The 26,079-nt window shown below is 64.0% G+C and carries 21 protein-coding genes; 12 read left to right on the top strand and 9 right to left on the bottom strand.

All coding sequences use genetic code 11. The features are described from left to right. Nucleotides 1-78: 78 nt before the first annotated feature. Nucleotides 79-2,694 (bottom strand): PAS domain S-box protein, encoded by a 2,616-nt coding sequence (locus K2O51_RS19190; RefSeq protein ID WP_011297472.1) that lies wholly within the window; start codon nt 2,692-2,694, stop codon nt 79-81. Between the two features lie 415 nt (nt 2,695-3,109). Between K2O51_RS19190 and aceE the strand changes: the two genes are divergently transcribed. The 4 genes from aceE to lpdA all read left to right on the top strand — a co-directional run bounded on the left by aceE (nt 3,110) and on the right by lpdA (nt 10,120). Further along, entirely contained in the window at nt 3,110-5,797 is a 2,688-nt protein-coding gene (gene aceE, locus K2O51_RS19195) for a pyruvate dehydrogenase (acetyl-transferring), homodimeric type (RefSeq protein ID WP_011297473.1), read from the top strand. Nucleotides 5,798-5,959: 162 nt separating this feature from the next. After that, nucleotides 5,960-7,624, top strand: a complete 1,665-nt coding sequence (aceF, locus tag K2O51_RS19200) for a dihydrolipoyllysine-residue acetyltransferase (protein WP_220631507.1) — start codon at nt 5,960-5,962, stop codon at nt 7,622-7,624. Nucleotides 7,625-7,686: 62 nt separating this feature from the next. Then, a complete protein-coding gene (locus K2O51_RS19205) occupies nt 7,687-8,304 on the top strand; it encodes an Ntn hydrolase family protein (RefSeq protein WP_011297475.1) in 618 nt (205 codons plus the stop codon). Nucleotides 8,305-8,338: 34 nt separating this feature from the next. Then, nucleotides 8,339-10,120: a dihydrolipoyl dehydrogenase gene (gene lpdA / locus K2O51_RS19210; protein WP_011297476.1), complete on the top strand. Its 1,782-nt coding sequence runs from the start codon at nt 8,339-8,341 to the stop codon at nt 10,118-10,120. 135 nt (nt 10,121-10,255) lie between these two features. On the opposite strand, the gene K2O51_RS19215 is transcribed toward lpdA, so the two are convergent. The 3 genes from K2O51_RS19215 to phaP1 form a co-directional block, all read right to left on the bottom strand. Continuing rightward, entirely contained in the window at nt 10,256-11,176 is a 921-nt protein-coding gene (locus K2O51_RS19215) for an amino acid ABC transporter substrate-binding protein (protein WP_140950179.1), read from the bottom strand. 32 nt (nt 11,177-11,208) lie between these two features. Continuing rightward, nucleotides 11,209-12,522, bottom strand: coding sequence for a dicarboxylate/amino acid:cation symporter (locus tag K2O51_RS19220; protein ID WP_140950178.1), 1,314 nt, complete (start codon nt 12,520-12,522; stop codon nt 11,209-11,211). Between the two features lie 439 nt (nt 12,523-12,961). Further along, nucleotides 12,962-13,540 (bottom strand): TIGR01841 family phasin PhaP1, encoded by a 579-nt coding sequence (gene phaP1, locus K2O51_RS19225; RefSeq protein WP_140950177.1) that lies wholly within the window; start codon nt 13,538-13,540, stop codon nt 12,962-12,964. Between the two features lie 357 nt (nt 13,541-13,897). Here phaP1 and K2O51_RS19230 point away from each other — a divergent pair, with 357 nt between their 5' ends. The 5 genes from K2O51_RS19230 (at nt 13,898) to pbpG (ending at nt 18,452) form a co-directional block, all read left to right on the top strand. Then, nucleotides 13,898-14,833, top strand: a complete 936-nt coding sequence (locus K2O51_RS19230; RefSeq protein ID WP_140950175.1) for a histone deacetylase family protein — start codon at nt 13,898-13,900, stop codon at nt 14,831-14,833. Next, on the top strand, nt 14,830-15,741 hold the full coding sequence (locus tag K2O51_RS19235) for a DMT family transporter (protein ID WP_140950174.1): 912 nt from the start codon (nt 14,830-14,832) through the stop codon (nt 15,739-15,741). Before K2O51_RS19230 ends, K2O51_RS19235 begins: the two co-directional genes overlap by 4 nt. Nucleotides 15,742-15,793: 52 nt before the next feature. Then, entirely contained in the window at nt 15,794-16,252 is a 459-nt protein-coding gene (locus K2O51_RS19240; RefSeq protein WP_140950173.1) for an acyl-CoA thioesterase, read from the top strand. A gap of 14 nt (nt 16,253-16,266) precedes the next feature. Beyond that, nucleotides 16,267-17,004: a nitroreductase gene (locus K2O51_RS19245; protein WP_140950172.1), complete on the top strand. Its 738-nt coding sequence runs from the start codon at nt 16,267-16,269 to the stop codon at nt 17,002-17,004. A 242-nt stretch (nt 17,005-17,246) separates the two neighbouring features. Continuing rightward, the gene (gene pbpG, locus K2O51_RS19250; protein WP_220631508.1) at nt 17,247-18,452 is read left to right on the top strand and encodes a D-alanyl-D-alanine endopeptidase; all 1,206 of its coding nucleotides are present in this window, start codon (nt 17,247-17,249) and stop codon (nt 18,450-18,452) included. Nucleotides 18,453-18,516: 64 nt separating this feature from the next. Here pbpG and K2O51_RS19255 read toward each other — a convergent pair whose 3' ends face one another. The 3 genes from K2O51_RS19255 to K2O51_RS19265 all read right to left on the bottom strand — a co-directional run bounded on the left by K2O51_RS19255 (nt 18,517) and on the right by K2O51_RS19265 (nt 21,582). Next, on the bottom strand, nt 18,517-19,929 hold the full coding sequence (locus K2O51_RS19255; protein ID WP_140950170.1) for an FAD-binding oxidoreductase: 1,413 nt from the start codon (nt 19,927-19,929) through the stop codon (nt 18,517-18,519). A gap of 14 nt (nt 19,930-19,943) precedes the next feature. After that, nucleotides 19,944-20,666: a FadR/GntR family transcriptional regulator gene (locus K2O51_RS19260; protein WP_011297478.1), complete on the bottom strand. Its 723-nt coding sequence runs from the start codon at nt 20,664-20,666 to the stop codon at nt 19,944-19,946. A 127-nt stretch (nt 20,667-20,793) separates the two neighbouring features. Beyond that, nucleotides 20,794-21,582: an IclR family transcriptional regulator gene (locus K2O51_RS19265; RefSeq protein ID WP_011297479.1), complete on the bottom strand. Its 789-nt coding sequence runs from the start codon at nt 21,580-21,582 to the stop codon at nt 20,794-20,796. 226 nt (nt 21,583-21,808) lie between these two features. Between K2O51_RS19265 and K2O51_RS19270 the strand changes: the two genes are divergently transcribed. The 3 genes from K2O51_RS19270 to K2O51_RS19280 are packed head-to-tail and all read left to right on the top strand — an operon-like array spanning nt 21,809 to nt 24,230. Next, a complete protein-coding gene (locus K2O51_RS19270) occupies nt 21,809-22,534 on the top strand; it encodes a (Fe-S)-binding protein (protein ID WP_011297480.1) in 726 nt (241 codons plus the stop codon). A gap of 17 nt (nt 22,535-22,551) precedes the next feature. Further along, on the top strand, nt 22,552-23,964 hold the full coding sequence (locus tag K2O51_RS19275; RefSeq protein WP_011297481.1) for a LutB/LldF family L-lactate oxidation iron-sulfur protein: 1,413 nt from the start codon (nt 22,552-22,554) through the stop codon (nt 23,962-23,964). Continuing rightward, nucleotides 23,961-24,230 carry a hypothetical protein gene (locus tag K2O51_RS19280; RefSeq protein WP_011297482.1) on the top strand — a complete coding sequence of 90 codons (270 nt, stop codon included), beginning with the start codon at nt 23,961-23,963 and terminating at the stop codon, nt 24,228-24,230. The genes K2O51_RS19275 and K2O51_RS19280 overlap by 4 nt, the downstream gene beginning before the upstream one ends. Nucleotides 24,231-24,284: 54 nt before the next feature. Here the strand turns inward: K2O51_RS19280 and K2O51_RS19285 are convergent, their stop codons facing one another. Then, nucleotides 24,285-25,079, bottom strand: a complete 795-nt coding sequence (locus K2O51_RS19285) for an ABC transporter ATP-binding protein (RefSeq protein ID WP_011297483.1) — start codon at nt 25,077-25,079, stop codon at nt 24,285-24,287. A 1-nt stretch (nt 25,080) separates the two neighbouring features. Next, a complete protein-coding gene (locus K2O51_RS19290; protein ID WP_011297484.1) occupies nt 25,081-25,977 on the bottom strand; it encodes an ABC transporter permease in 897 nt (298 codons plus the stop codon). Nucleotides 25,978-26,079: the final 102 nt, after the last annotated feature.

Below are 26,079 nucleotides of genomic sequence, written 5' to 3' on the forward strand. Positions count from 1 at the left end.
CCGGCCGCGGCGCTATGTAACAGATCCGGCACCCCACCGGCGTGGGGTGCCGGCAGTTCCGTGATCGGGCGCGTGTCGTTACTGATCAGCCATTGTCGGCTGCAGAGGCAGCATGATTTTAAACGTACAGCCAATGCCGTCGACATTGTTCTCGACCCACAGCCTGCCCTGGTGGGATTCGATGATCGAGCGGCAGATATTCAGCCCCATGCCCATGCCGTCGGACTTGGTGCTGAAGAACGGCTCGAACAGCCGTTCCTTGGTGGCTTCGTCGACGCCGGGACCCTGGTCGATCACGTCGATATGCACGTTGTTGCCGAACTCGCCCGGCTCGATGCGCGCGTGCAGGCGCACCACGCCGCCCGCCCGCGGGGCGGGCATGCCGGACATCGCCTCGACGGCGTTCTTGAGCAGGTTCACCAATACCTGTTCGATCAGCACCGGGTCGACGTAGATCATCGTCGGCGGGGCAGGCAGGCGCGTCAGGATCGTGACGCGCCGGCGCGTGGCCTCGAGGTCGGCCAGGCCGACCGCGTCGGCCACGATATCGTGCAGCGAGGCCTCGCGCCGTTGCGGCTGGCTGCGCTTCACGAAGCCGCGGATACGGCTGATGATGGTGCCCGCGCGCACGGCCTGGGCCGACGTCTTTTCCAGTACCGGGATCAGGTCTTCCGGCGTGCTGCGGCCCGAATGCAGGCGCGCCACAGCGCCCATGCAGTAGTTGTTGATGGCGGCCAGTGGCTGGTTCAGCTCATGCGCGAGCGACGACGCCATCTCGCCCATGGTGGTCAGGCGGCTGGTGAACTGCAGGCGCTCCTCGTGCTGGCGCGTCATTTCCTCGGCGGCCTTGCGCATCGTGATGTCGGTGGCGATCTGCATCTGCGCGAGATGGCCGTCCACCCACTGGATGTAGCGGCGGCGCACTTCGAACCACTTCTGCATATCGGGTACGAACACTTCGCGCGCGTCCGACGTGTAAGGCATCAGTTCGGAGGCGGGCAGGCCGGCGTACGCATCGACATAGTCGGTGTTGTCGCTCGAGACCTGGTCCTTGTCGACTTCGTCTCCGGCCAGTTTCAGGTGGCCTTCGGCTTCCCAGCCGAACAGCTGGCGGTAGTAGCGGTTAGCAAACAGCAGCTCGGCCTTGTCGGTGGCCAGCACGGACACCGCGGCGTCCAGGCTTTCCAGCACGGTGGTGAAGCGGTCGTGCGCGGCGGCCAGTTCCTCGCGTGCGCGTTTGGGCTCGGTGATGTCCGTCATCGAACTCATCCAGCCCGTGTGGCGGCCGCGGCTGTCCACCAGCGGCGACACGTACATGCGCGAGAAGAAGCTGCTGCCGTCGCGGCGCATCACGCGCATTTCGTAGCCGCCGGACGGCGACTTGCCCTGCAGCGTGAGGTCGATCTGCCGCTGCATTTCCTGCTGGTCGTTCGGCGGCCAGTAGGGGAAGGGCGGCAGACGGCCAACCAGGTCGTTTTCCTGCCAGCCGGTCATGCGGCAGAACGCCGGATTCACGTAGGTGATGCGGCCATTCAGATCCAGCGCGCGCAGGCCGATCAGCATCGAGTTTTCCATCGCGCGCCGGAACGACGTTTCGGCCAGCAGCGCGCGCTGCGCCTCGGAGCGGCGGCTGGTGTGTCGCCACATGCTCCAAAGGCTCCATAGCAGAAAGCACGACAGCCCGACCACCAGCCACAGCAGCATGTTGTTGGGCAAGTTGGACGGCGGCGGATACGCGTCGGCGCGCAGCGACAGCGAATGGCCCGGCGGGTCGAGCAGCACCTCGTACGACAGCGCGTTGCCGGGCACGGGGCGCAGCGAGGTGCTGGCGCGGGTCTGGTTGTTCTTGTCGATCAGAGAGAACCGATAGCGCTCGGTCAGTTCCGGCGGCAGCAGATGCGTGAGGATGCCGTTGATCGAATAAAGCGCGCCGAGCGTGCCGAGGAACTCGTTGTCACGGACGATCGGCACTTCCATCAGCATGAAGCTGTCGCCGCGGTCATTGGTCAGCGGGCGCGAGTAGACCACGCGCTGGGTCTCGCGCGCGGCGTCGAAGGTGTCGAGTACCTCGGGTTCCAGCGGCTGGTCCTGGTTCTCGCGCAGGCGCGCCGCGAACTCCGACGTGGACGGCAGCGACCACCGCCCCCGGCGCGTAGCATCGAGCCAGTTGATGAAGACGATCTCGGGGTTCTCGCGCAGGATTTCCTGCGCCGCGGTCCGGTACGCGCCCTGTTCGAGCTGCGCGGCCGCAATGTCGCGAGCGAGCGAGGCAAGCTGGTCCTGATTGCTCAGCAGGGACAGCCGCACGCGTTGCTGCGCCCAGGCCGCGTCGCGGTACAGCGCGTCACGCTGCTGCTGGCGCTCGGTCTCGTGCAGGGACCAGAGGATGACGCCCATCGCCGCGCTGAACAGCACGATGGCCACCAGTGGGATGAACATGAACCAGCTCGTGGCGACGAGGTTGCGCCAGCGCAGCCACCACAGGCCGCGCGTGGGCGCGGCGACGGTGCCACCGTCATCGACCGGTGCCATGGTGTCGATCGTGCCAAGCGTGCCGGCCGGCGGCGCGGCGTGTGCGCCGTCGCCTCCGGTTGCCCTGGCCCTATCGGACGCGGTAGAGCTCGCGGTAGGGGAGGCGGTGGGCGGAACGACGGCTGCACGCAGGCTGGACAGGAAACGATCGAAAAACGACATGACAGGGATTGACGGCTGACCGAGCAGTGTAGCGGGATTATTGCGGTGCGTCGCTTGGGGAAAGCGCCAATGAAATCAAGCTAATGCCTGACGTCCCGGCCCCGCTTGACCCGTATGGGCTATGCAAGCGGGTGTGAAGTGTGGTGCGCCGCGCCAATATTTCACATTATAAAAAACGATATCGCAATTTGAAAATTTTGCTTGTGCTGCCCTTTCTGCTTCCATAGAATCCGATCGACCAAGAACGCGGGCGGCAACCATGCGCCTGCCGCGCGGAGTGTCCGGAACAGGGCGCCCGGCGGCAGCTCCGATGCAAGGCGCTGCGGCGACGCATCCGCAAGTCATACCCCGTCACCCCAGGGGCCCGAATGCCAAAAGCCAGGGTCCCGGAGCAGGAATTCACCAGGAGACAGTCATGTCCGCCGTACCCGAGCAGATTCTCGGCGCATCCAGCGCCAACGACGCCGATCCCCAGGAAACCCACGAATGGCTTGATGCTCTGCAAGGCGTCATCGCCGCAGAGGGCTCAGAACGCGCGGCCTTCCTGATCGACAAGCAAATCGAGTACGCACGCGTGAATGGCGTTACGCAGCCGTTCCACGCCGAAACGCAGTACATCAACACGATCCCCGTCGAGCAGCAGGCACGTATTCCCGGCGACCAGGATATCGAGCACCGCATCCGCTCGTACACGCGCTGGAACGCGATGGCGATGGTGCTGCGCGCCAACAAGCACACCAACGTCGGCGGCCACATCTCCTCGTTTGCCTCGGCGGCCACGCTGTATGACGTCGGCTACAACCACTTCTGGCGTGCTCCGTCGGAACAGAGTGGTGGCGACCTGGTATTCGTGCAGGGCCACTCGGCGCCGGGCGTGTACTCGCGCGCATTCCTGCTGGGCCGCCTGACCCCGGACCAGCTCGACAGCTTCCGCCAGGAAGTGGACGGCAAGGGCATTTCGTCGTACCCGCACCCGTGGCTGATGCCGGACTTCTGGCAGTTCCCGACCGTGTCGATGGGCCTGGGCCCGATCATGGCCATCTACCAGGCCCGCTTCATGAAGTACCTGGACAGCCGCGGCCTGGCCAAGGCCGGCGACCGCAAGGTCTGGGCCTTCCTCGGCGACGGCGAAACCGACGAGCCGGAATCGCTGGGCGCGATCGGCATGGCCGGCCGCGAGAAGCTGGACAACCTGGTCTTCGTCATCAACTGCAACCTGCAGCGCCTGGACGGTCCGGTGCGCGGCAACGGCAAGATCATCCAGGAACTGGAGTCCGAATTCCGCGGTGCCGGCTGGAACGTGATCAAGGTGGTGTGGGGCAGCAAGTGGGATTCGCTGCTGGCGCGCGACACCAAGGGCCTGCTGATGAAGCGCATGATGGATTGCGTGGACGGCGAGTACCAGACCATGAAGGCCAAGGACGGCGCTTACGTCCGCGAGCACTTCTTCAACTCGCCTGAACTGAAGGCGATGGTTGCCGACTGGTCCGACGACGACATCTGGCGCCTGAACCGTGGCGGCCACGACCCGCACAAGATCTACGCGGCCTACAAGGCTGCCAGCGAGCACAAGGGCCAGCCGACGCTGATCCTGGCCAAGACCATCAAGGGCTATGGCATGGGCGATGCCGGTCAGGCCATGAACGTGGCCCACCAGCAGAAGAAGATGCCGGTGGACGCGATCCGCAAGTTCCGCGACCAGTTCAACCTTCCGGTGCCCGACGACAAGCTCGACGAAGTGCCGTACATCACCTTCCCCGAAGGCTCGAAGGAACTGGAATACATGCGCCAGGCGCGCATGAACCTGGGCGGCTACCTGCCGGCGCGCCGCCAAAAGGCCGAAGCGCTGCAGATCCCGCAGCTGTCCGCGTTCGACGCGCTGCTGAAGGCCACCGGCGAAGGCCGCGAAGTGTCCACCACCATGGCCTTCGTGCGTATCCTCAACACGCTGCTGAAAGACAAGCAGATCGGCAAGCACGTGGTGCCCATCGTGCCGGACGAGTCGCGTACCTTCGGCATGGAAGGCCTGTTCCGTCAGGTCGGGATCTGGAACCAGGAAGGCCAGAAGTACGTCCCGGAAGACCATGACCAGCTCATGTTCTACAAGGAATCGCAGACTGGCCAGGTGCTGCAGGAAGGCATCAACGAAGCCGGCGCCATGTGCGACTGGATCGCCGCCGCTACGTCGTACTCGACGCACGGCGTGCAGATGATCCCGTTCTACATCTACTACTCGATGTTCGGCATCCAGCGTATCGGCGACCTGTGCTGGGCGGCGGCCGACATGCGTTCGCGCGGCTTCCTGCTGGGCGGCACCGCCGGCCGGACCACGCTGAACGGCGAAGGCCTGCAGCACGAAGACGGCCACTCGCACGTGTTCCACTCGGTGATCCCGAACTGCATCTCGTATGACCCGACCTTCCAGTACGAACTGGCGGTGATCATGCAGGACGGCCTGCGCCGCATGTACGCCGAGCAGGAAGACGTCTACTACTACCTGACGGTGATGAACGAGAACTACGAGCATCCGGAAATGCCGGCTGGCGTAGAGCAGGACATTGTCAAGGGCATGTACCAGTTCCGCAAGGGCGTCGAGAACAGCAACGCGCCGCGCGTGCAGTTGCTGGGCTCGGGCACGATCTTCCGCGAGGTGATCGCCGCCGCCGAACTGCTCAAGAAGGACTGGGGCGTGGAATCGGACCTGTGGGGCTGCCCGAGCTTCACCGAGCTGGCCCGCGAAGGCCAGGCCGCCGAGCGCTTCAACCTGCTGCACCCGGCCGAGCCCCAGCGCGAGTCGTTCGTCGCGCAGAAGCTCAAGTCGGCGCGCGGTCCGGTCATTGCCTCGACCGACTATGTGCGTGCGTTTGCCGAACAGATCCGTCCGTTCGTGCCGCGCCGCTATGTCGTGCTGGGCACCGACGGCTTCGGCCGCTCGGACACCCGCGAAAAGCTGCGTCACTTCTTCGAGGTGGATCGCCACTGGGTCACGCTGGCCGCGCTGAAGGCGCTGGCCGACGAAGGCGCCATCAGCCGCGACAAGGTGGCTGAAGCGATCAAGAAGTACAACCTCGATCCCAACAAGCCGAATCCGATGTCGGTCTGACCGGCTTCCTGCACCAACCCCCGCAGTACGGCGACGCCGTGCCGCGGGCGCCCCGGAAATCCGGTGGCGCCTTGCGGCACAGCGGCGTGACAGAAGCGGGCGGCGAGGGTAACCTCGCCGCTTGCGGATGTCGTGCGCGCCGGCCTGCCCAGGAGACACTGAATGAGTCAAGCGATTGAAATCAAGGTGCCGGACATCGGCGACTATGACGCCGTTCCCGTCATTGAAGTGCATGTGAAACCCGGCGACAGCATCCACGCGGAAGATGCGCTGGTCACGCTGGAATCGGACAAGGCCACCATGGACGTGCCCTCGCCGCAGGCCGGCGTGGTGAAGGAAGTCCGCATCAAGGTGGGCGACAACGTATCCGAAGGCTCCGTGCTGGTGATGCTGGAAGCCGCCGGCGCTGCAGCGCCTGCGCCAGCTCCCGCAGCTGCCGCACCGGCGCCTGCCCCCGCCCAGGCTGCGGCGCCCGCACCGGCTCCGGTCGCTGCCCCGGCGCCTGCCGCTGCTCCGGCAGCCGGCGGCACCATTGAAGTCAAGGTGCCGGATATCGGTGATTACGACGCTGTTCCCGTGATCGAAGTCCACGTGAAGCCGGGCGACACGATCAACCCCGAAGATGCCGTCGTCACGCTGGAATCGGACAAGGCCACCATGGACGTGCCGTCCCCGCAAGGCGGCGTGGTCAAGGAAGTCAAGGTCAAGGTCGGCGACAACGTGTCCGAGGGCACGCTGCTAATCCTGCTGGAAGGCGCCGCTGGCGCCGCCGCACCGGCTCCGGCCGCTGCAGCACCCGCTCCGGCTCCCGCGGCAGCACCTGCCCAGGCAGCGGCCCCGGCGCCCGTTGCCGCTGCGCCGGCTCCGGCAGCCGCCGCCTCAGCGCCTGTCGGCGTGACCGGCAAGGCCGCGCACGCATCGCCGTCGGTGCGCAAGTTCGCGCGCGAACTCGGTGTGGATGTTTCCCGCGTGCCGGGCACGGGACCGAAGAACCGCATCACCCAGGAAGACGTACAGCGCTACGTCAAGGGCGTGATGACCGGCCAGGCTGCCGCGCCGGCACAGGCTGCCGCGGCTGGTGGCGGTGGTGGCGAGCTTGGCCTGCTGCCGTGGCCGAAGGTCGATTTCACGCGCTTCGGCGAGGTGGAAAGCAAGGCCCTGTCGCGCATCAAGAAGATCTCGGGTGCAAACCTGCACCGCAACTGGGTCATGATTCCACACGTCACCAACCATGACGAAGCGGACATCACCGACCTGGAAGCCTTCCGCGTCCAACTCAACAAGGAAAACGAGAAGTCCGGCGTCAAGGTCACGATGCTGGCGTTCATGATCAAGGCCACTGTGGCGGCGCTGAAGAAGTTCCCGAACTTCAATGCCTCGCTCGACGGTGACAACCTGGTGCTGAAGAAATACTTCAACATCGGTTTCGCGGCCGATACGCCGAACGGCCTCGTCGTGCCGGTCATCAAGGACGCCGACAAGAAGGGCGTGCTCGAGATCAGCCAGGAAATGAGCGAGCTGGCCAAGCTCGCGCGCGACGGCAAGCTCAAGCCCGACCAGATGCAGGGCGGCTGCTTCTCGATCTCGTCGCTGGGCGGCATCGGCGGCACGTACTTCACGCCGATCATCAACGCGCCGGAAGTGGCCATCATGGGCGTGTGCAAGTCGTACATGAAGCCGGTCTGGGACGGCAAGCAGTTCGCGCCGCGCCTGACGCTGCCGCTGTCGCTGTCGTGGGACCACCGCGTCATCGACGGCGCCGAGGCGGCCCGCTTCAATACGTACTTCGGGCAACTGCTGGCGGACTTCCGTCGCATCCTTCTCTAAGGGGCCGCGGCCATGTCCGGAACGGGCATGGCCATGGTGCTTGCAGTCGAGCGAGGCAAGCCATGACTACTTGTGTCGTCGTCAGAAAGGGTGCAGAGGTCGCGATCGCGGCCGATGCACTGGTCACGTTCGGGGATACGCGCCTGTCGCGCGCCTACGAGCGCAACCAGAAGGTGTTTCCGATCGGCGACAGCTTTGTCGCGCTGGCCGGCACCACGGCGCACTTCCCGGTCATGCGCGCCTTGCTGGCGGGCATGGGAGAGGAATGCCGGCTCGGGTCGCGCGATGACGTGTTCCGGACCTTCCTGAAGGTGCATGAGAAGCTGAAGTCCGAGTACTTCATCAACACCAAGGAAGATGAGGACGATCCGTACGAGTCGTCGCAGATCGTCTGCCTGATCGCGAACCCGGCGGGGATCTTCGGCGTGTATTCGTACCGTGAGGTGTTCTCGTTCGACCGTTTCTGGGGCATCGGCTCGGGCCGCAACTATGCGCTGGGGGCCATGCACGCGGTCTACGACAAGCCCGACCTGGATGCCGCCGCTGTTGCGCGCATCGGTGTCGACGCCGGCATCGAGTTCGACAAGAGTTCCGCAGGCCCGATTGAAGTCCATACCGTAAGGCTGCACGAAGCCGGCGCCGCCGGCGCAGCGGCAACCAACAACGACGGCGCGCCCTGAAGCCACGCAGGCCGGCGCGCATTGAGGAGCAAATATGAGTGTGATCGAAGTCAAGGTGCCGGATATCGGCGATTTCGACGCGGTGGAACTGATCGAGGTCCTGATCAAGCCGGGCGATACGGTCGAGCAGGAACAGTCGCTGATCGTGCTGGAATCGGACAAGGCCAGCATGGAAGTGCCGTCGCCGGTGGCCGGCAAGGTGGTCGACGTGCGCGTGAACGTCGGTGACAAGGTCGGGCAGGGCACGGTGATCTGCACGGTGGAAGCGGAAGCCGCTGCGGCTGCGCCCGCACCGGCGCCGGCTCCTGCACCCGCCGCGGCACCGGCTCCGGCGGCCGCGCCTGCTCCTGCTCCGGCAGCAGCGAGCCATGCTGGTGGCGCTGATATCCAGTGCGAGATGCTCGTACTGGGCGCCGGCCCCGGTGGCTACTCGGCTGCCTTCCGTGCGGCTGACCTCGGCATGAACACTGTGCTGGTCGAACGCTACGCTACGCTCGGTGGCGTCTGCCTGAACGTCGGATGCATCCCGTCGAAGGCACTGCTGCACAACGCTGCGGTTATCGACGAAGCCAAGGCACTCGCTGCCCACGGCATCCTGTTCGGCGAAGCCAAGATCGATCTGGACGGCCTGCGCCACTACAAGAACCAGGTGGTCGGCAAGCTGACCGGCGGCCTGGCCGGCATGGCCAAGGCGCGCAAGGTGCAGGTCGTGCGCGGCATCGGCACTTTCCTCGATCCGCATCACCTTGAAGTGGATGCGACCGAAGGCGAGGGCAAGCAGACCACGGGCAAGAAGACGGTGATCCGCTTCGAGAAGGCCATCATCGCCGCTGGCAGCCAGGCGGTGAAGCTGCCGTTCATCCCTGAAGATCCGCGCATCGTCGATTCGACCGGCGCGCTGGAACTGCCGGAGGTGCCGAACAAGATGCTGGTCGTCGGTGGCGGCATCATTGGCCTGGAAATGGCGACGGTGTACAGCACGCTGGGCGCGGACATCGACGTCGTCGAAATGCTGCCGGGCCTGATGAGCGGCGCCGACCGTGATCTCGTCAAGGTCTGGGAGAAGAAGAACAAGGACCGTTTCGGCAAGGTAATGCTGAACACGAAGACCGTCGCGGTGGAAGCCAAGCCGGACGGCATCTACGTGAAGTTCGAAGGTGAGCAGGCACCGGCCGAGCCGCAGCGCTACGACCTGGTGCTGGTGTCGGTCGGCCGCTCGCCCAACGGCAAGCGCATCGGTGCGGAAAAGGCCGGCGTGGCCGTGACTGACCGTGGTTTCATCAACGTCGATTCGCAAATGCGCACGAACGTGCCGAATATCTTCGCGATCGGTGACGTGGTGGGCCAACCGATGCTGGCGCACAAGGCGGTGCACGAGGCCCACGTGGCCGCGGAAGCCGCCCATGGCGAGAAGGCTTACTTCGACGCCAAGCAGATCCCGTCGGTGGCCTTCACCGATCCAGAAGTGGCCTGGGCTGGTCTGACCGAGGACCAGTGCAAGGAGCAGGGCATCAAGTACAGCAAGGGCGTGTTCCCGTGGGCTGCCTCGGGCCGTGCGATTGCCAACGGCCGTGACGAAGGCTTCACCAAGCTGATCTTCGACGAGGAAACCCACCGCATCATCGGCGGCGGCATCGTCGGCACGCATGCCGGCGACCTGATCAGCGAAGTGTGCCTGGCCATCGAGATGGGCGCGGATGCCGTGGATATCGGCAAGACCATCCACCCGCACCCGACGCTGGGCGAGTCGATCGGCATGGCGGCCGAAATCTACGAGGGCACCTGCACCGACGTGCCGCCCCCGCGCAAGCGCTGATCGCAGCAAGGCACCAGAAACGAAACCCGCCCACGTGGCGGGTTTCGTTTTCGCAAATTGCGCAATTAACCGACAGGAATTTGAACCCTCAGCCTGTCTCGCCGGCAAGGGGGCAGCGGTGGTAATCAGACGGGTTCACTCCGGCTGCTGCGGCGTGGATTCGATGATGTCTTCGAGCTGCGAACTCATGGGGATGCCAAGTCGTTCCCCAGTAGGCAGGCGGTCGACGAACCACTGCTTGTACAGGCGTTCGAGTTCGCCGGTGGTAATCAGGTCACGGACCGCCTTGTCGACGACCGCGGCGAACTGAGGGTCATCCTTGCGCAGCATGATGCCGTAGGGGTCGTAGGACAGGAAATCGCGCGTGACGTCGTATTTCTTGCCGAGGCCATACTTGGCCAGGAAGCCGTACAGCAGGACATCGTCGCCTGCATAGGCGTCTGCGCCGCCGTGGCGCAGCACCTCGAAGGCATCGGCGTGGTCACGCGCGCGGATCAGGGTGATGCCAAGGTTGAAGCGTGTCGAGAGGCGTTCGATCGCATCGGCATTGGTGGTGCCGGCCGTCGCTACCACCGTCTTGCCTTTCAGATCGCGGAAGGTGCGGATCGGCGAGCCGTGGGGTACCAGCAGCTTGGTGCCCGCGACAAAGATCACGGGGGAGAACGACACGCGCTGCTGGCGCTCGGCATTGCGCGTGGTCGATCCGCATTCGAGGTCGATCTTGCCGGACGTCATCGCTTCCATACGGGTTTCAGATGTTACGGGCACCCAGTTGATGGCGAGATCACGGCCCACTTCGTTGCCGGCGGTCTGGACGATGGCCTTGCAGATTTCGATCGAATAGCCGATTGGCCGGCGGATCTGGTTCAGGTACGAGAAGGGCAGAGAGGATTCCCGGTAACCGATGGTCAGGGCGCCAGTCTCCTTCGCCTTCTTGAGCGTGCCGGAGAGGGCGATCGGTTCCTGGGCCAGCGCAAGTCCGGCAGACAGCGCCAGGCATACCGCCACGAACCGCCACCACAAGATGCGGCCGGGCCGGACTCCAGTACAGGACATGCGTCGCTCCTCTGCGGTCTGCGATCCACCGTTTATGCACCAGCCGTCTCGGGCTTGGCCACCGCTTCAGGCTCGCTGCCCATGCCACCCCGGTCATCGGTATCCAGCGTCGATTCGCTGGCGAGCTGGCCTTCCCACTTCGCGACCACGGCGGAGGCGATCGAGTTGCCCACGGCGTTGGTCGCGGACCGGCCCATGTCGAGGAACTGGTCCACGCCCATGATCAGCAGCAGGCCGGCTTCGGGAATATTGAACTGGTTCAGCGTGGCGGCAATTACAACGAGCGACGCGCGCGGTACACCGGCCATGCCCTTCGACGTGAGCATCAGCAGCAACAACATCGTGATCTGTGTGCCCATTGGCAGGTGGATGTCATACGCCTGGGCGATGAACAGCACGGCGAACGTGCAGTACATCATCGATCCGTCCAGGTTGAACGAGTAGCCCAGCGGCAATACGAAGCTAGAGATCTTCCGATTGACGCCGAACTTGTCGAGCGCATCGAGCATCTTCGGGTAGGCGGCTTCCGAGCTCGCTGTGGAGAACGACAGCAGGAACGGCTCGCGAATCAGCTTGATCAGGTTCACGATTCGCTTGCCCAAAAACACGAATCCAGCCAGTGCCAGCAGTCCCCACAGCACGAACAGGGCAAGGTAGAAGCTGCCCATGAACTTGGCAAAGGTCACCAGGATGCCAAGGCCCTGCGTGGTCACCGTCGACGCAATCGCGGCGAACACGGCAATCGGTGCCAGCCACATCACCGCGCCGGTGATCTTCAGCATGACCTGCGCGAGATCTTCGATCACACCTGCCATGCGCTTGCCATGCTCGCCCAGCGTGGCAAGCGCGGTGCCGAAGAAGATCGAGAAGACCACGATCTGCAGGATCTCGTTGTTGGCCATGGCTTCTGCTACGGATTTCGGAACTAGGTGAGCGACGAAGTCCTTCAGCGTGAACGCATTGGTCTTGAGATTGGTCGCGGAACCGACATCGGGCAGCGGCAGGCCGATATTGACGCCCGGCTGCAGCACCGTGGCCATCATCAGGCCCAGCGTCAGCGATACGAGCGAGGCCGTGATGAACCACGCCATCGCCTTGATGCCGACACGGCCGACGGTGCTGGCATCGCCCATATGTGCAATGCCCATGACCAGTGTCGAAAAGACCAGCGGCGCGATGATCATCTTGATCAACCGCAGGAAGACGTCGGTGATGATCGAGATGTAGCCGGCGATCTCCTTCGCCAGCTTTGGATCGGGAAACGCGACATGGCAGGCGTAGCCGACCACGCCGCCAAGGATCATCGCAATGACGATGTAGGTCGTGATATGGCTCTGCGTCTTCATGGCATCTCCTTGGACGCTGTTGCATTGCGCAACGCATGCCCGGCATGGCGCGATATTGCATCGCACCAAGTGAAATCCGGGTGAGGCCGCAGCAGGCCAGAATGCCGCGGGCTGCACCTTGCTAACGATAGTCGCCCGCTCGGGCATTGCGCAAGGAGAACGCTTGCGGGCGCCGGTTGCCTGACATCTGCGGGGGTGGAATCGCGGCGGAAAGCGGACGAAAAAAACCCGACCTCGAGGGTCGGGCTTAACGATACCTTTGGACAAGGAGACCGCGGTACCGAGGAGACACTGGTACGCGATGCGGCAGATTTGCGTTGTGCATTGCGGCTGCCGCCATCATCGTTGGCAAAACGCGCCGTGTGGTGGTGCGCTTTGCCAACGGACCGGCCGGGGCCGGTCGTTGGTACTACGTGCTACATCTCAGCCGAGTTGACGATCAGACAGCGGTCGTCTTCTTGGCGGCGGCCGTGCGAGCCGTGGCGCTGGCTTGCTGGGCAGCCTTGCTGGCAGCCGTAGCGGCAGCCTGGAAGTTGCTTTCGGCGATTTCAACAGCCTGCTTGGTGGCCTTCTGGACCGACTCGTAGGCGTTGTTGGCAGCCGAGATGGCCGACTTCACGATGGCCACGGTCGATTCCGAACCGGCCGGTGCGTTCTTGGCCAGGTTGTCGACCAGAGCTTGCACGTTCTTCGAACCTTCAGCCAGTTGGGCTTCAGCAACCTTGGTGAATTCGCTTTGGGTTTCCGAAGCGATTTCGTACAGGTGACGGGTGTAGGCCAGGGTCTTTTCAGCGACCGGCTGCACCAGCGAAGCCTGGATGGCCAGCAGTTCCTGGGCATCCTTGGCGGACAGCGCCTTCTTGGCGTTGTCGACGTTTTCGGCGAAGGTGGTCTTGACGACCTGCAGGTTCAGTTCGACAAGCTTCTCGACGCCTTCGAAAGCCTTGGTGGTCAGGCCAAACAGCGTTTCCAGGTTTGCCTTTTGCGCTGCTGCGACTTGTTCCGGGGTGAGGATCATTGCTGGTCTCCAGTGGTGAACTTCAAGGTCAAGCAAATTAAGCTGCCCAGATGTCAGGACCGTGACGGAAAACTTTTTTCCGCATCGGCCAGCCCGGGCGGGGGTGGTGGGTCAGGGCGCTTCCCTGATTGCTTTGGTGCGCCGCAACAATTGCAATTCTAGGGAATGCCAGATCAGTGTCAAGCGGTTTTTGTGCGTTGCACAAAAAGAATGTGGCGCTCACCACCAATTGTGCGGTGGGCGCCATGCAGAGCGGCGCGGTACGCGGGTTTTCCAGCAGTGCTACCATCGCAGGCTGCCAACGCTTGACCAAGCAAGCGTCGCTCCGACAACAAAAAATGACCGCTTTGCCAAGCCATGCTCGCCTACTACGCTGACCACTTCGTGCTGCCACTGCCGCCGGGCCACCGCTTCCCGATGCGCAAGTACAGCATGTTGCGGGAAGCCGTGGCCTGCATGCCAGGGGTGGAGCTCCGCGAGGCGCCGCGGGCCGGGGACGATGCGCTTCTGCTGGCTCATACACGCGCGTATGTGACGGAGGCATCGGCCGGCACACTGGACGCGGCACGCCAGCGCGAGATCGGATTCCCGTGGTCCGCGGCAATGGTCGAGCGCTCACGCCGCTCGGCCGGCGCTACGATCGAAGCCTGTCGCACGGCCTTGCGCGAGGGCATTGCCGTGAATCTGGCCGGCGGCACGCACCATGCGTACGCCGACAAGGGTGGCGGCTTCTGTGTCTTCAATGACGCCGCCATCGCGGCACGCGTGATGCAGCGCGACGGGCACGTGGCGCGGGTGGCGGTCGTGGATCTTGATGTCCACCAGGGCAACGGCACCGCGTCCATCCTGCACGCGGACCCGACCGTCTTCACGCTGTCGCTGCATGGTGAGAAGAACTATCCCTTTCGCAAGGAAGCGAGCGACCTCGACGTCGGACTGCCGGATGGCTGTGACGATGATGCCTATGCCGAAGCGCTGCAGTGCGCACTGGCTACGCTGTTCGAACGCTTCGCACCGGACTTGCTGATCTACCTTGCCGGCGCCGACCCCCACGAAGGCGATCGCCTTGGGCGGCTGAAGTTGTCCAAGGAGGGCCTGGCGCGCCGCGACACCATGGTGTTCGAAGCCGCCGTGTCGCGCCGGCTTCCGATTGCCGTGGCGATGGCTGGCGGTTATGGCAACCAGATCGAAGATACGGTCGCCGTGCATGCGCAGACCGTCGGCCTGGCAAATCGTTATCACGCGCGCTACGCGATGGAGCACGTCACGCCCGTTGCGGCGGTGGCGTCATGACCAGCGTGGTGCGCGATACCCAAGCGCGTTCCCGGCATGCGCTCTGGGCTGCCAGCATGCCGTGGCTCTTCGTACTGATCTGGAGTACCGGCTTTATCGTGGCCAGGTATGGCATGCCGCACGCCGAGCCGATGACGTTCCTGTTCCTGAGGTTCGTCGGTGTGCTGGTGCTGATGGTGCCGTTCGTGTGGCTGGCGCGCGTGCCGTTGCCGCAACGCGACGGCCGTTCCGACTGGCGCATGGTCGGCCATATCGCCGTGGCAGGTCTGTTCCTGCAGGCCGGCTATCTCGGTGGCGTTTGGGCAGCCGTCAAGCTTGGCATGCCGGCCGGCATGTCGGCGCTGATCGTCGGCATGCAGCCCATTCTCACGGCGCTGATTGCATCACGCATGGGTGAGCGCATCAGCGCGCGCCAGTGGCTCGGCCTGCTGCTCGGTATCGTAGGTGTGGGGCTGGTCGTGGCCAACAAGCTCGGCGGAAAGGGAATGTCCGAGACGAGCGTGCTGCTCGCAATTGGCGCATTGCTCAGCATCACCTTTGGTACGCTCTACCAGAAGCGATTCTGCGCGGTGTTCGATCTGCGCATGGGATCGGTGATCCAGTTCGCCGCATCGGCGCTCGCCTGCGTGCCGTTCATGTTCCTGTTCGAAACGCGCAACGTGGACTGGACCGCCGAGATGGTCGGGGCGCTGGTCTGGTCCGTCGTCGCCTTGTCAATCGGTGCGATATCGCTGCTGTTCCTGCTGATCCGTCAGGGCGCTGCGACGCGTGTCTCCAGCCTGATGTACCTCACGCCGCCCACCACTGCCGTCATGGCATGGCTGCTGTTCGGCGAGCATTTTCCGCCGCTGGCAGCGTTCGGCATGGCGCTTGCTGCTGCTGGCGTAGCGCTGGTCATTCGCCGATAGCCGCGGGTAGCGCCCGTCGCACATTTTCTTCATCCCTGTCCCGCCACGTCACATGAAACCGCAAGCTGAGCACCGCAGTGCCTATCCGCACTTCCAGGCCATCACCACGCGTTGGATGGATAACGATGTCTATGGCCACGTTAACAACGTTGTCTACTACAGTTATTTTGATACCGTCGTGAATACGTACCTGATCCGGCAAGGTGTGCTCGACTTCGAGGCGGGCAGCACGATCGGGCTGGTGATCGAGACGCAGTGCAACTACTTCTCGTCGCTCAGTTTTCCGGACACGGTCATGGCGGGATTGCGCGTGGCGCGGCTGGGCACATCCAGTGTGCGCTATGAGGTAGGGCTGTTCAGCGGCGATAGCGAGATTGCGGCGGCACAAGGGCACTTTGTCCATGTCTATGTCGACCGCGACACACGCCGACCGGTGCCCTTGCCCGAACCGCTACGCGGGGCATTGCTGCCGCTGACGGCCGCTCGTACGCAGGCGGGGGCTGAGGCGTGATGGAGGAGGGCAAGATGTCGCAGGACGTGAAAGCAGGCACGCCGGCCGTTGACAAAGCGGCTGCGCGGCAGGCGGTCGACTGCGTAGACAGTGCCATCCTCACGCGGCGCTCGGTGCGGGCATTCCTCGACACGTCGGTGCCGCGCGAAACGGTCGAAGAAATATTGGCCGTGGCCAGCCGTGCGCCTTCCGGCACCAACACGCAGCCGTGGCGCGCCTATGTACTCTCGGGCGATGCCAAGGCGAGGCTGTGCGCGGACCTGCTCGCCGCCTATGAAGATCCCGAGCGCGACAGCAAGTATCTGGAGGAGTATCCGTACTACCCGCGCTCCTGGGTTGCCCCTTATCTGGAGCGCCGCCGCAAGGTGGGCTGGGACCTGTATGGCCTGCTCGAGATCAGCCGAGAGGACAAGGCGCGCATGCACGAACAGCACGCGCGCAACTTTCGCTTTTTCGACGCGCCGGTCGGCCTGATTTTCACGATCGACCGGATCATGGAACTCGGCAGCTGGCTCGACTACGGCATGTTTCTGCAAAGCATCATGATCGCAGCCCGGGCGCGCGGTCTCGACACGTGCCCTCAGGCCGCGTTCACGCAGTTCCACAAGATCATTGGCGATCACCTGCGCCTGCCCGGTGAAGAAATGGTGGTGTGCGGGATGTCGCTCGGCTATGCGGACCCGGAGGCGCTGGAAAATAGATTGAGCACGGAACGTGAACCGGTAAGCGGGTTTGCGCGTTTCCTCTCATAGTGAGATGTGTATCAATGTGTAACGATAACTGCCGACATACAAAGGAAGACTGCTGCCGCGATGACGTTGCGGCGTTGTGGCTTACGGGATGCACACGATGATGCACGTGACGAATAGTCAACAATTCCCGTATTGTGGAAATGTATGCAAATCGAACTTTAACTTGTTTCCGTAAGTCTTTAATCTTGCTAACAATTTCTTAATTTCCTACACTAGCGCCATCTTGATGCGCTGAACGAATCATGTTTCGGTCTGATTCCATTATTTCCAGATTCTTCGGCTTTACGCCCCTGAGCGCTGCCGCAGTGGCCGTGCTGGCCTCTGCGTCCCTGCTCGCCGCCCCGATAGCTGAGGCGGCCACCAAGTCGACATCTACCCAGAAGTCTGCCAAAAAGCAGGCAAAATCCTCCAAAACTGAGAAAAAGGTGAGTGCCAGCAGTACGCGCACGGCGGCTAAGGCCGAAGCCTCGACGTCTCGCAAAGTGGTCATCGTGAAGAACGGCAAACGCCAGATCGTGGCGTCGCATCATGCCGCTCCGGTGCGTGCCGTGTTCACGCCGGCCAAGCCGTCGCTTGGCGAGGCTATGGGCCTGCGCGATACGGAAGACGCGCTGGCGCTGCGTTCCAGCGTTGCGCTCGTGATGGACCAGAACACCAACGAGGTGCTGTTCCAGAAGAACCCGAGCGCCGTGCTGCCGATCGCCTCGATCACGAAGCTGATGACGGCACTCGTGGTGACGGATGCGCGCCTGCCGATGGACGAGGTCCTGACCATTACGGAAGAGGACAAGGACACCGAGAAGCACAGCAGCTCGCGCCTGCGCTTCGGCACCCAACTGACGCGCCAGGAATTGCTGCTGCTGGCCCTGATGTCGTCCGAGAACCGTGCCGCGTCGGCACTGGGCCGCAACTACCCGGGCGGCCTGCCGGCATTTGTCCAGGCGATGAACCGCAAGGCCCGCGAACTGGGCATGAACGACAGCCACTTCGTGGATTCCAGCGGCCTTTCGAGCAGCAACGTGTCGAGCGCCATGGACCTGGTGCGCATGGTCAATGCCGCGTATCGCAACCCGACCATCCGCGAGTTCTCCACGCAGACCGAGCATGAAGTGAACGTGCTGGGCCGTACGCAGCACTATGTCAGCACCAATCGCCTGGTGCGCGGCGGCACTTGGGACATCGGCCTGCAGAAGACCGGCTTTATTTCGGAGGCGGGCCAGTGCCTGGTCATGCAGGCCAAGGTCAATGGCCGCAATGTGGTGATGGTGTTCCTGGACTCCGTGGGCAAGCTGTCGCGCTTTGCCGATGCCACGCGCGTCCGCGACTGGCTCGAGCATGCGCCGTCGACGACGCCGCAGCCGCATGCGTTCCCGTCTTCGCCGAACATGACCCAGACGCCCGTTGGCGCGCGCGCAATCCTCGCTTCGCAGCCATCGCGCGGAACCTGATCTGCGGTTCCTCTGACAAAAAACGCGCCGACTCAGGCGCGTTTTTTATTGGCGTCTCGCAGCGTCAGAGCAGCTTGCCAGGATTCATGATGCCGGCCGGATCGAATGCGTGCTTGATTTCGCGCATCAGCCGCAGCTCCAGCGGATCCTTGTACTGCAGGAATGCATGGCGCTTGAGCTGGCCGATTCCATGCTCGGCGCTGATGCTTCCGCCGTAGCGCATGACTTCATCGAGCACGGTGCCGGTCACGGCATCCTCATGCGTTGCCGCCCAGTCCTTCGGCGCACCTTGCGGACGTGACAGGTTGTAGTGCAGGTTGCCGTCGCCGAAGTGCCCGAAGATGAATGGCCGGATCGCCGGGTCAAGCCTATGCAGCCGTGCCTCCATCGACACCATGAACGTCGGGATCTGTTCGATCGGCAGCGACACATCGTGCTTCAGGTGCGGCCCGTCCGCGCGTTGCGCTTCCGAGATTTCCTCGCGCAACTTCCACAGCGCCTGCAGTTGTGCCAGCGAGGCCGATACGGCCGCGTCAAGGCACAACCCGCGCTCCAGCGCGTCGCCGATCACGCGCTCCAGCAGCGCATTGAGGGCTGCTTCTTCCGCGGTGTCGGCCAGTTCTACGAGTACGTAAGCGGGGTAGCGCTGCGCAAACGGCTCGTGCACGCCTTCGGCATGGGTAAGGACCAGGTCCAGGCAAGACCCGGTGAAGAACTCGAACGCCTGCAACCGCGCGCCGCATTGCTCGAACAGCAACGCATAGAGCTCCAGCGCCTGCTGCGGCGATTCGACGGCCGCCAATACGACGCTGCGTGTGTCCGTGCGCGGGAACAGGCGCAGCGCTGCGGCGGTGATCACGCCAAGCGTGCCTTCCGAACCAATCAGCAACTGCTTGAGGTCATAGCCGGTGTTGTCCTTGCGCAGTGCACGCAGGCCACGAAAGATTTCGCCATTCGGCAGTACGGCTTCGACACCGAGCACCAGTTCGCGCGTCATGCCGTAGCGCACGACATTGACGCCGCCTGCATTGGTGGCCAGGTTGCCGCCGATCTGGCAGGAATCCTCTGCGGCAAGACTCAGCGGCAGCAGGCGGTTGGCCTCGGCAGCGGCACGGCGCAGGTTGCCGAGAATGCAGCCGGCTTCGACGACCATGGTGTTGGCAATGGTGTCGAGCGAGCGGATCGCATGCATGCGGTCCAGGCTCAGCACCACGTTCTCCGGCTGGCTGTCTGGCGTAGCGGCACCGCACAGGCCCGTGTTGCCGCCGCGCGGCACGACCGGTACTGCGGCTTGCTGGCAGAGTGCCAGGCAGCGCGAGACTTCGTCGACCGTGCGTGGCCGCACCACTGCCTGTGCCTGGCCACGATAGATGCCGCGCCAGTCCGATAGCCACGGCGCAATGTCGTCGGGCTGCGTAAGTACGGTATCGGGGCCAAGGGCTTCGATGAGGCGCTGGGGCAGGGTGGTGGCTTGCATGGGATCGATGGCTTTCAGGGCAAGGAATCGGCAGCCGCGCGTGCGCGCAGGGTCAGGCCCAGGCGCTGCGCCGCGCATTGCAGGTGATGAGTGGTGGCCTCGCGCGCCGCGGCGGCGTTGCCGTCGCGGACCGCTTCGAAGATGGCTTCATGCTCCGAATGCACGGCTTCGGGCAGGCGTGCCTGCTGCAGCGTGTTCGCGCGCGCCGCGGCAACGGCCTGGTGCAACTGCAGGTTCATGTACTGCAGCAACTGCCGGTAGTACGGGTTATGCGTGGCCGTCGCGATGCCGATATGGAAAGCGGCATCGAGGTCGACCGCCTGCTGCGCATCATAGAGTTGGATCTTCAGCCGTTGCAGCAGCAGCGAAAGGCTGTCCAGGTCTTCTGCGGTGCGGCGCACCGCGGCCAGTGCGGCGGCCGCACTTTCCAGGTCGATGCGCAGGTCGTACAGATCGGCCAATTCGGTACGGCCAAGATCGGGCTCTCGCGGCAGCTGGAAGCCGGCGGAGCCGGTGCGCGAGCGCACGGTGCAGCCCACGCCCTGGCGGGTTTCCACCAGCCCTTGCGAGCGCAGGTGCTCCGTGACCTCGCGGATCACGGCGGCACTGACGCCGTATTGATCAGCCAGTTGCCTGCCTGTGGGCAAACGGCTTCCGATGGGATAGATCCCGTTCTCGATGTCGGTACGTAGCTGACGGGTGACCTGTTCGGTCAGGGTGACGGCGCGGGTTCGCATGGTCTGCCGATTATAGGGTTTGCAGGTTATCTGAAAACTACGAGTAAACCCTTAAATCCATCATCACTGCGTCAGGGTATCCGGCGGCAGCAAGTCTGTGTTCCCGCTGCCGCCGGAACGGCTCACGTCAGGCCGCTTCGGGCTCCGTCACGTATCCCATGCCGCGCGAAATCTGCAGCGCGGTGTCCTTCAGGTTCTGGAGCCAGCTGTCTTGCAGGCGGTCGGCCGGCGCCGAAAGCGACAGCCCGGCGACCAGGCGGCGCGAATCGTCGTAGATGCCGGCCGCGATGCAGCGCACGCCGAGTTCCAGCTCTTCGTTGTCACGCGCATAACCGTTGGTGCGGACCCAGTTCAGTTCGCGTTCGAGCTTGGTCAGCTCGGTGATCGAGGTGCGGGTATGACCGGCCAGGCCAGTGCGCGTGGCATAGCTGCGCACGCGCGTGGACTCGTCGGCGGCCAGGAACAGCTTGCCGACTGAGGTCAGGTGCAGCGGCGCACGGCCGCCGATGGCGCGCACCACCTGCATGCCGGAGCGCTCGCTGTAGGCGCGCTCGATGTACACGATCTCGTCGCCCTGGCGCACCGACAGGTTGACTGTCTGCCCGGTCACGCGGTGCAGCGCGCGCATCGGCGCCAGCGCCGCGTCGCGTACCGAAAGCCGTGCCTTGACCAGGTTGCCGAGTTCGAGCAGCCGCATGCCCAACCGATAGCTGCCCGGATCGGAGCGGTCGACGAAGCGGCACGCCACCATATCGTTGAGGATGCGGTGGGCCGTGGAGGGATGCAGTCCGGTAGCGATCGACAGCTCTTTGAGGCTGACCGGGTCGGCGTGCTGGGCCAGGGCGTCCAGCAGCGTCATCATGCGTTCAATAACCTGGATCGAGGTCTTTCCAGGCGACTTGTCTGCGTCTGACATAGAGAAATGTTGCCATGCGGCAAATTAAGCGTTTGCCTGATTCTATCTCACATCGTGAAAATTTCAATGGGTGAAATGACATTTCAGTAAGAATCCTCTAGTGGGGCAGGAACGAAGGGAAGGATGCGGCCTGAACCGCGTTCACCGCGCCTGAATGGTTTGTGCGCCACCTCGCGGCGCAAACGCGCATAATTGCCGGGTTTCGGGGTCTGGAGAAAGAAATCAAATGCGAGTTGGCCTGTTCGCCACCTGCCTGGTGGACCTCATGCGTCCGGAGATCGGTTTCTCCGTGCTGAAACTGCTCGAAGGCGCCGGCTACGAGGTCATGGTGCCGGAAGCCCAGACCTGCTGTGGCCAGCCGGCCTACAACTCGGGCGAGCGAGCGGTGTCGCGCGACCTGGCTGAAAAATTCCTGCGCGAGTTCGAGATGTTCGACTACGTGGTCGTGCCATCGGGCAGCTGCGGCGGCATGATCTGTCACCACTATGCCGACTTGCTGCGCGACGACCCTGAGCTGAACGGCCGCTACGAGCGCTTGCGCGCACGCGTATTCGAGTTGACGGACTTCCTCGTCAACGTCGCCAAAATCGAACAGGTCGATTCCGGCTTTGCCGGCCACATCACGTACCACGACTCGTGCTCCGGCCTGCGCGAACTGGGCGTCAAGACGCAGCCGCGCGAGCTGCTTGGCAAGCTGCCAGGCGTGCAACTCACCGAAATGAAGGACTGCGAGGCCTGCTGTGGCTTCGGCGGCACCTTCTCGGTCAAGTACGGCAATATCTCGACGGCAATCGTCGACGAGAAGTGCGCGAACATCAAGGCCAGCGGCGCCGATGCGGTGGTGCTTGGCGACCTCGGGTGCATGCTCAATATCGAAGGCCGCCTGCGCCGCAGCGGCGATACGCAGACACGCGTGCTGCATATTGCCCAGGTCCTGGCTGGCGACGCCTGAGACACGGAGACGCGACGATGCAAGTCCACAGCATGGAATTCAAGGCGCGCGCGGGCCAGAAGCTGGCCGACCAGCGGCTGCAGCAGAACCTCAAGAAGCTCTCCACCAAATTCGTGACCGCACGCGCGGATGCCATCCGCGACATCGATTTCGATGCCACGCGCGCCGCGCTCAAGGAACGGCGCAACCGAGCGCTGGAAAACCTGGACGTCTGGCTCGCCACGTTCGAGGAAAACGCCACGCGGCGCGGCGCCACCGTGCTGTTTGCCGAGACTACGGCTGACGCGGCGCGGCTGGTCGCGGAGATCGCCCAGAAGCACGGCGTGAAGAAGGTCATCAAGAGCAAGTCGATGGTGACCGAGGAGATGCAGCTCAACCGGGTGCTCGGCGAGATGGGTGTGCAGAGCATCGAAACCGATCTCGGCGAGTACATCCTGCAGATCAATGACTCGGAGCCGCCGTCGCACATCATTGCGCCGGTGGTGCACAAGGACAAGGACGAGATCGCCGACCTGTTCGCGAAAGTCCACAACAAGCCGCGTCTCACCGATATCCCGGAGATGACGCGCGAGGCGCGCGAGGTGCTTCGCCCCGAGTTCCTGTCGGCCGACATGGGTGTGACCGGCGGCAACTTCATCGTCGCCGAGACCGGCTCGGTGGCGGTCGTCACGAATGAAGGCAACGAAGGCATGTGCACCGTGATGCCGCGCGTGCATGTGGCCGTGACCGGCATCGAGAAGGTGCTGCCGACACTGGAAGACCTCGCGACCGTGATGCGGCTGCTGCCGCGTTCGGCGACAGGGCAGGCCATCTCCAATTATTTCTCGCTGCTGACCGGCCCGCGTGCGGAAGGCGAGCGCGATGGTCCTGAGCATATGTACTTCGTGCTCGTCGACGGCGGCCGCAGCGGCCTGATCGGCGGCGAGTTCCAGGAGATGCTGCGCTGTATCCGCTGCGGCGCGTGCATGAATCATTGCCCGGTCTACCAGAAGATCGGCGGCCATGCGTATGGCTGGGTCTATCCCGGGCCGATGGGCAGCGTGCTGACGCCGAGCTACGTGGGCCTGGCCAATGCCGTCGATCTGCCGCAGGCGGCCACGATGTGTGGCGAGTGCAACCGCGTGTGTCCGGCGTCGATTCCGTTGTCGGATCTGCTGCGTAAACTGCGCGAGAAACAGATGGAGCGTGGCCTGCGGCCCTGGCAGGAGCGGTTTGCGCTGCAGGCCTGGGGCTTCGTGGCGCGACGCCCAGAGCTTTATGCGCTGGCCACTCGTCTCGGCGCGCGCGTCCTTGCGCGCATGGGCGGCAGCAATCGGCTTATCGGCAGCCTGCCTATGGCGGGCAAGGGCTGGACCGAGACGCGGGACATGCCCGCACCATCGGGACGCACGTTCCGCGAGCTATACAAAGAAAGGAGGGCACGCACATGAGCGCGGCCAATACCGATACGCTGGCGCGCATGCGTTCAGCACTGGACCAGCACACCGGCGGATCACTGCCGGCGGCTGAACTTGTGAAGTCGTGGCGCGAAGCAGCATCCGCGCTGACGTTGCCGCCGGTCTTCGGCCAGGCGATGGAAGAGCTGCTGCGCCGGCTCGAGATGTCGGCGGTGTTCGCACAGGACAGTTGCTCGTTTTCGAGCACGGCGGTGACGGATCAGTTGAAGCGGTGGCTGGACAAGGCCGCTACGGTCTGACGGAAAGAAAAAAGGGAGCGACGAGCTCCCTTTCTTCATGGTGCTGCAGGCGGATCAACCGAGCAGCAACGCATCATCATCCAACTGCTCATGCCGCGTCTGCTCGAACATGCGCAGCAGATCGGGCACGTCGAGTCCCTTGCGCTTTTCGCCAGACACATCGAGCACGACCTGGCCCTGGTGCAGCATCACCGTACGCTGGCCGTAGTCCAGCGCCTGGCGCATGCTATGCGTCACCATCATCGTCGTCAGCTTGCTTTCCTCGACGATGCGCGCGGTCAGTTCCAGCACGAATGCGGCGGTCTTCGGGTCCAGCGCTGCGGTGTGCTCGTCGAGCAGCAGGATGCGCGACGGCTGCAGCGAGGCCATCAGCAGGCTCACGGCCTGGCGCTGGCCGCCGGACAGCAGGCCAATGCGGTCGGTCAGGCGGTTTTCCAGGCCCAGGTTCAGCAGGCGCAGCTTCTCGCGGAACAGTTCGCGCGAGCTGCGGTTCAGCGCCGGGCGGAAGCCGCGCTTGGCGCCGCGAGCCATGGCCAGTGCCATGTTTTCCTCGATCGTCAGCGCCTCGCAGGTGCCGGCCATCGGGTCCTGGAACACGCGCGCCACCAGGTGGGCGCGATCCCATGCCTGCTTGCGCGTCACGTCGGTGTCATCGATCGTGATGCGGCCGGAATCGACCATCTGGTCGCCGCTGATCGCATTCAGGAAGGTCGACTTGCCGGCGCCGTTGGAGCCGATCACGGCCACGAACTGGCCGCTCGGGATTTCCAGGCTCAGGCCGCGCAGCGCGCGGGTCTCGATCGGGGTGCCGGGGTTGAAGGTGAGCTTCAGGTCTTGTGCGCGCAGCATCTCAGGCACCTCCGTTCTTGCGTGCAAACAGCTTCTTGCGGGTGGCGGGCAGTACCAGGGCGATCGTCACCAGTGCGGCGGTGACCAGGTTCAAATCCTGCGCCTTCAGACCGATGAAGTCGCTGTTCAGTGCCAGCGCAATGAAGAAGCGGTACAGGATCGCGCCCAGCACCACGGCGAGCGTGGCCCATACGAGGCGACGTGCCGGCAGGATGCTTTCGCCGATGATCACTGCGGCCAGACCGATCACGATGGTGCCGATGCCCATCGAGATATCGGAGCCCCCTTGCGTCTGCGCGAACAGCGCACCAGCCAGTGCGACGAGACCATTCGACAGCGCCATGCCCGCCAGCGTGGCGCGGCCGGTGGCAATGCCCTGCGCACGCGCCATGCGCGGATTGGCGCCGGTCGCTCGCATGGCCAGGCCGAGCTGCGAGGAGAAGAACCAGTCCAGGCCTATCTTGGCAACCACCACCACGATGAACAGCACGAGCGGACGCAGCACGTAGTCCGGCATCCAGTCGGGCTGCAGGATGGTGAACATCGTCGGCTCGGTGATCAGCGGCACATTCGGGCGGCCCATGATGCGCAGGTTGACCGAGTACAGCGCGATCATCATCAGGATACTGGCGAGCAGGTCCATGATCTTGAGGCGCACATTTAGCCAGCCGGTGATGAAGCCGGCCAGGGCGCCAGCTACGATGGCAACGGCCGTGGCGACAAACGGGTCCTGCCCGGCGGCGATCAGCGTCGCGGCCACGGCGCCGCCGAGCGGGAAGCTGCCATCAACGGTCAGGTCGGGAAAATTGAGGATGCGGAAGGAAATCAGCACCCCGAGGGCGACCAGGCTGAAGATCAGGCCGATCTCCAGGGCACCCAGAAGGGAAAAGAGGGACATGGTGAATCCTGTTGACAGCTGCGCGGCCCGCCCGGGTAAGGCCGGTCGGCTCGCCGTCTCGTTCAGGGGCGGGCCCGGGTAGGGCGATCCGGATCTTGTACT

Origin of the sequence: Cupriavidus pinatubonensis, from assembly GCF_019602855.1 — a bacterium.
GTDB classification, from domain to species: domain Bacteria; phylum Pseudomonadota; class Gammaproteobacteria; order Burkholderiales; family Burkholderiaceae; genus Cupriavidus; species Cupriavidus pinatubonensis.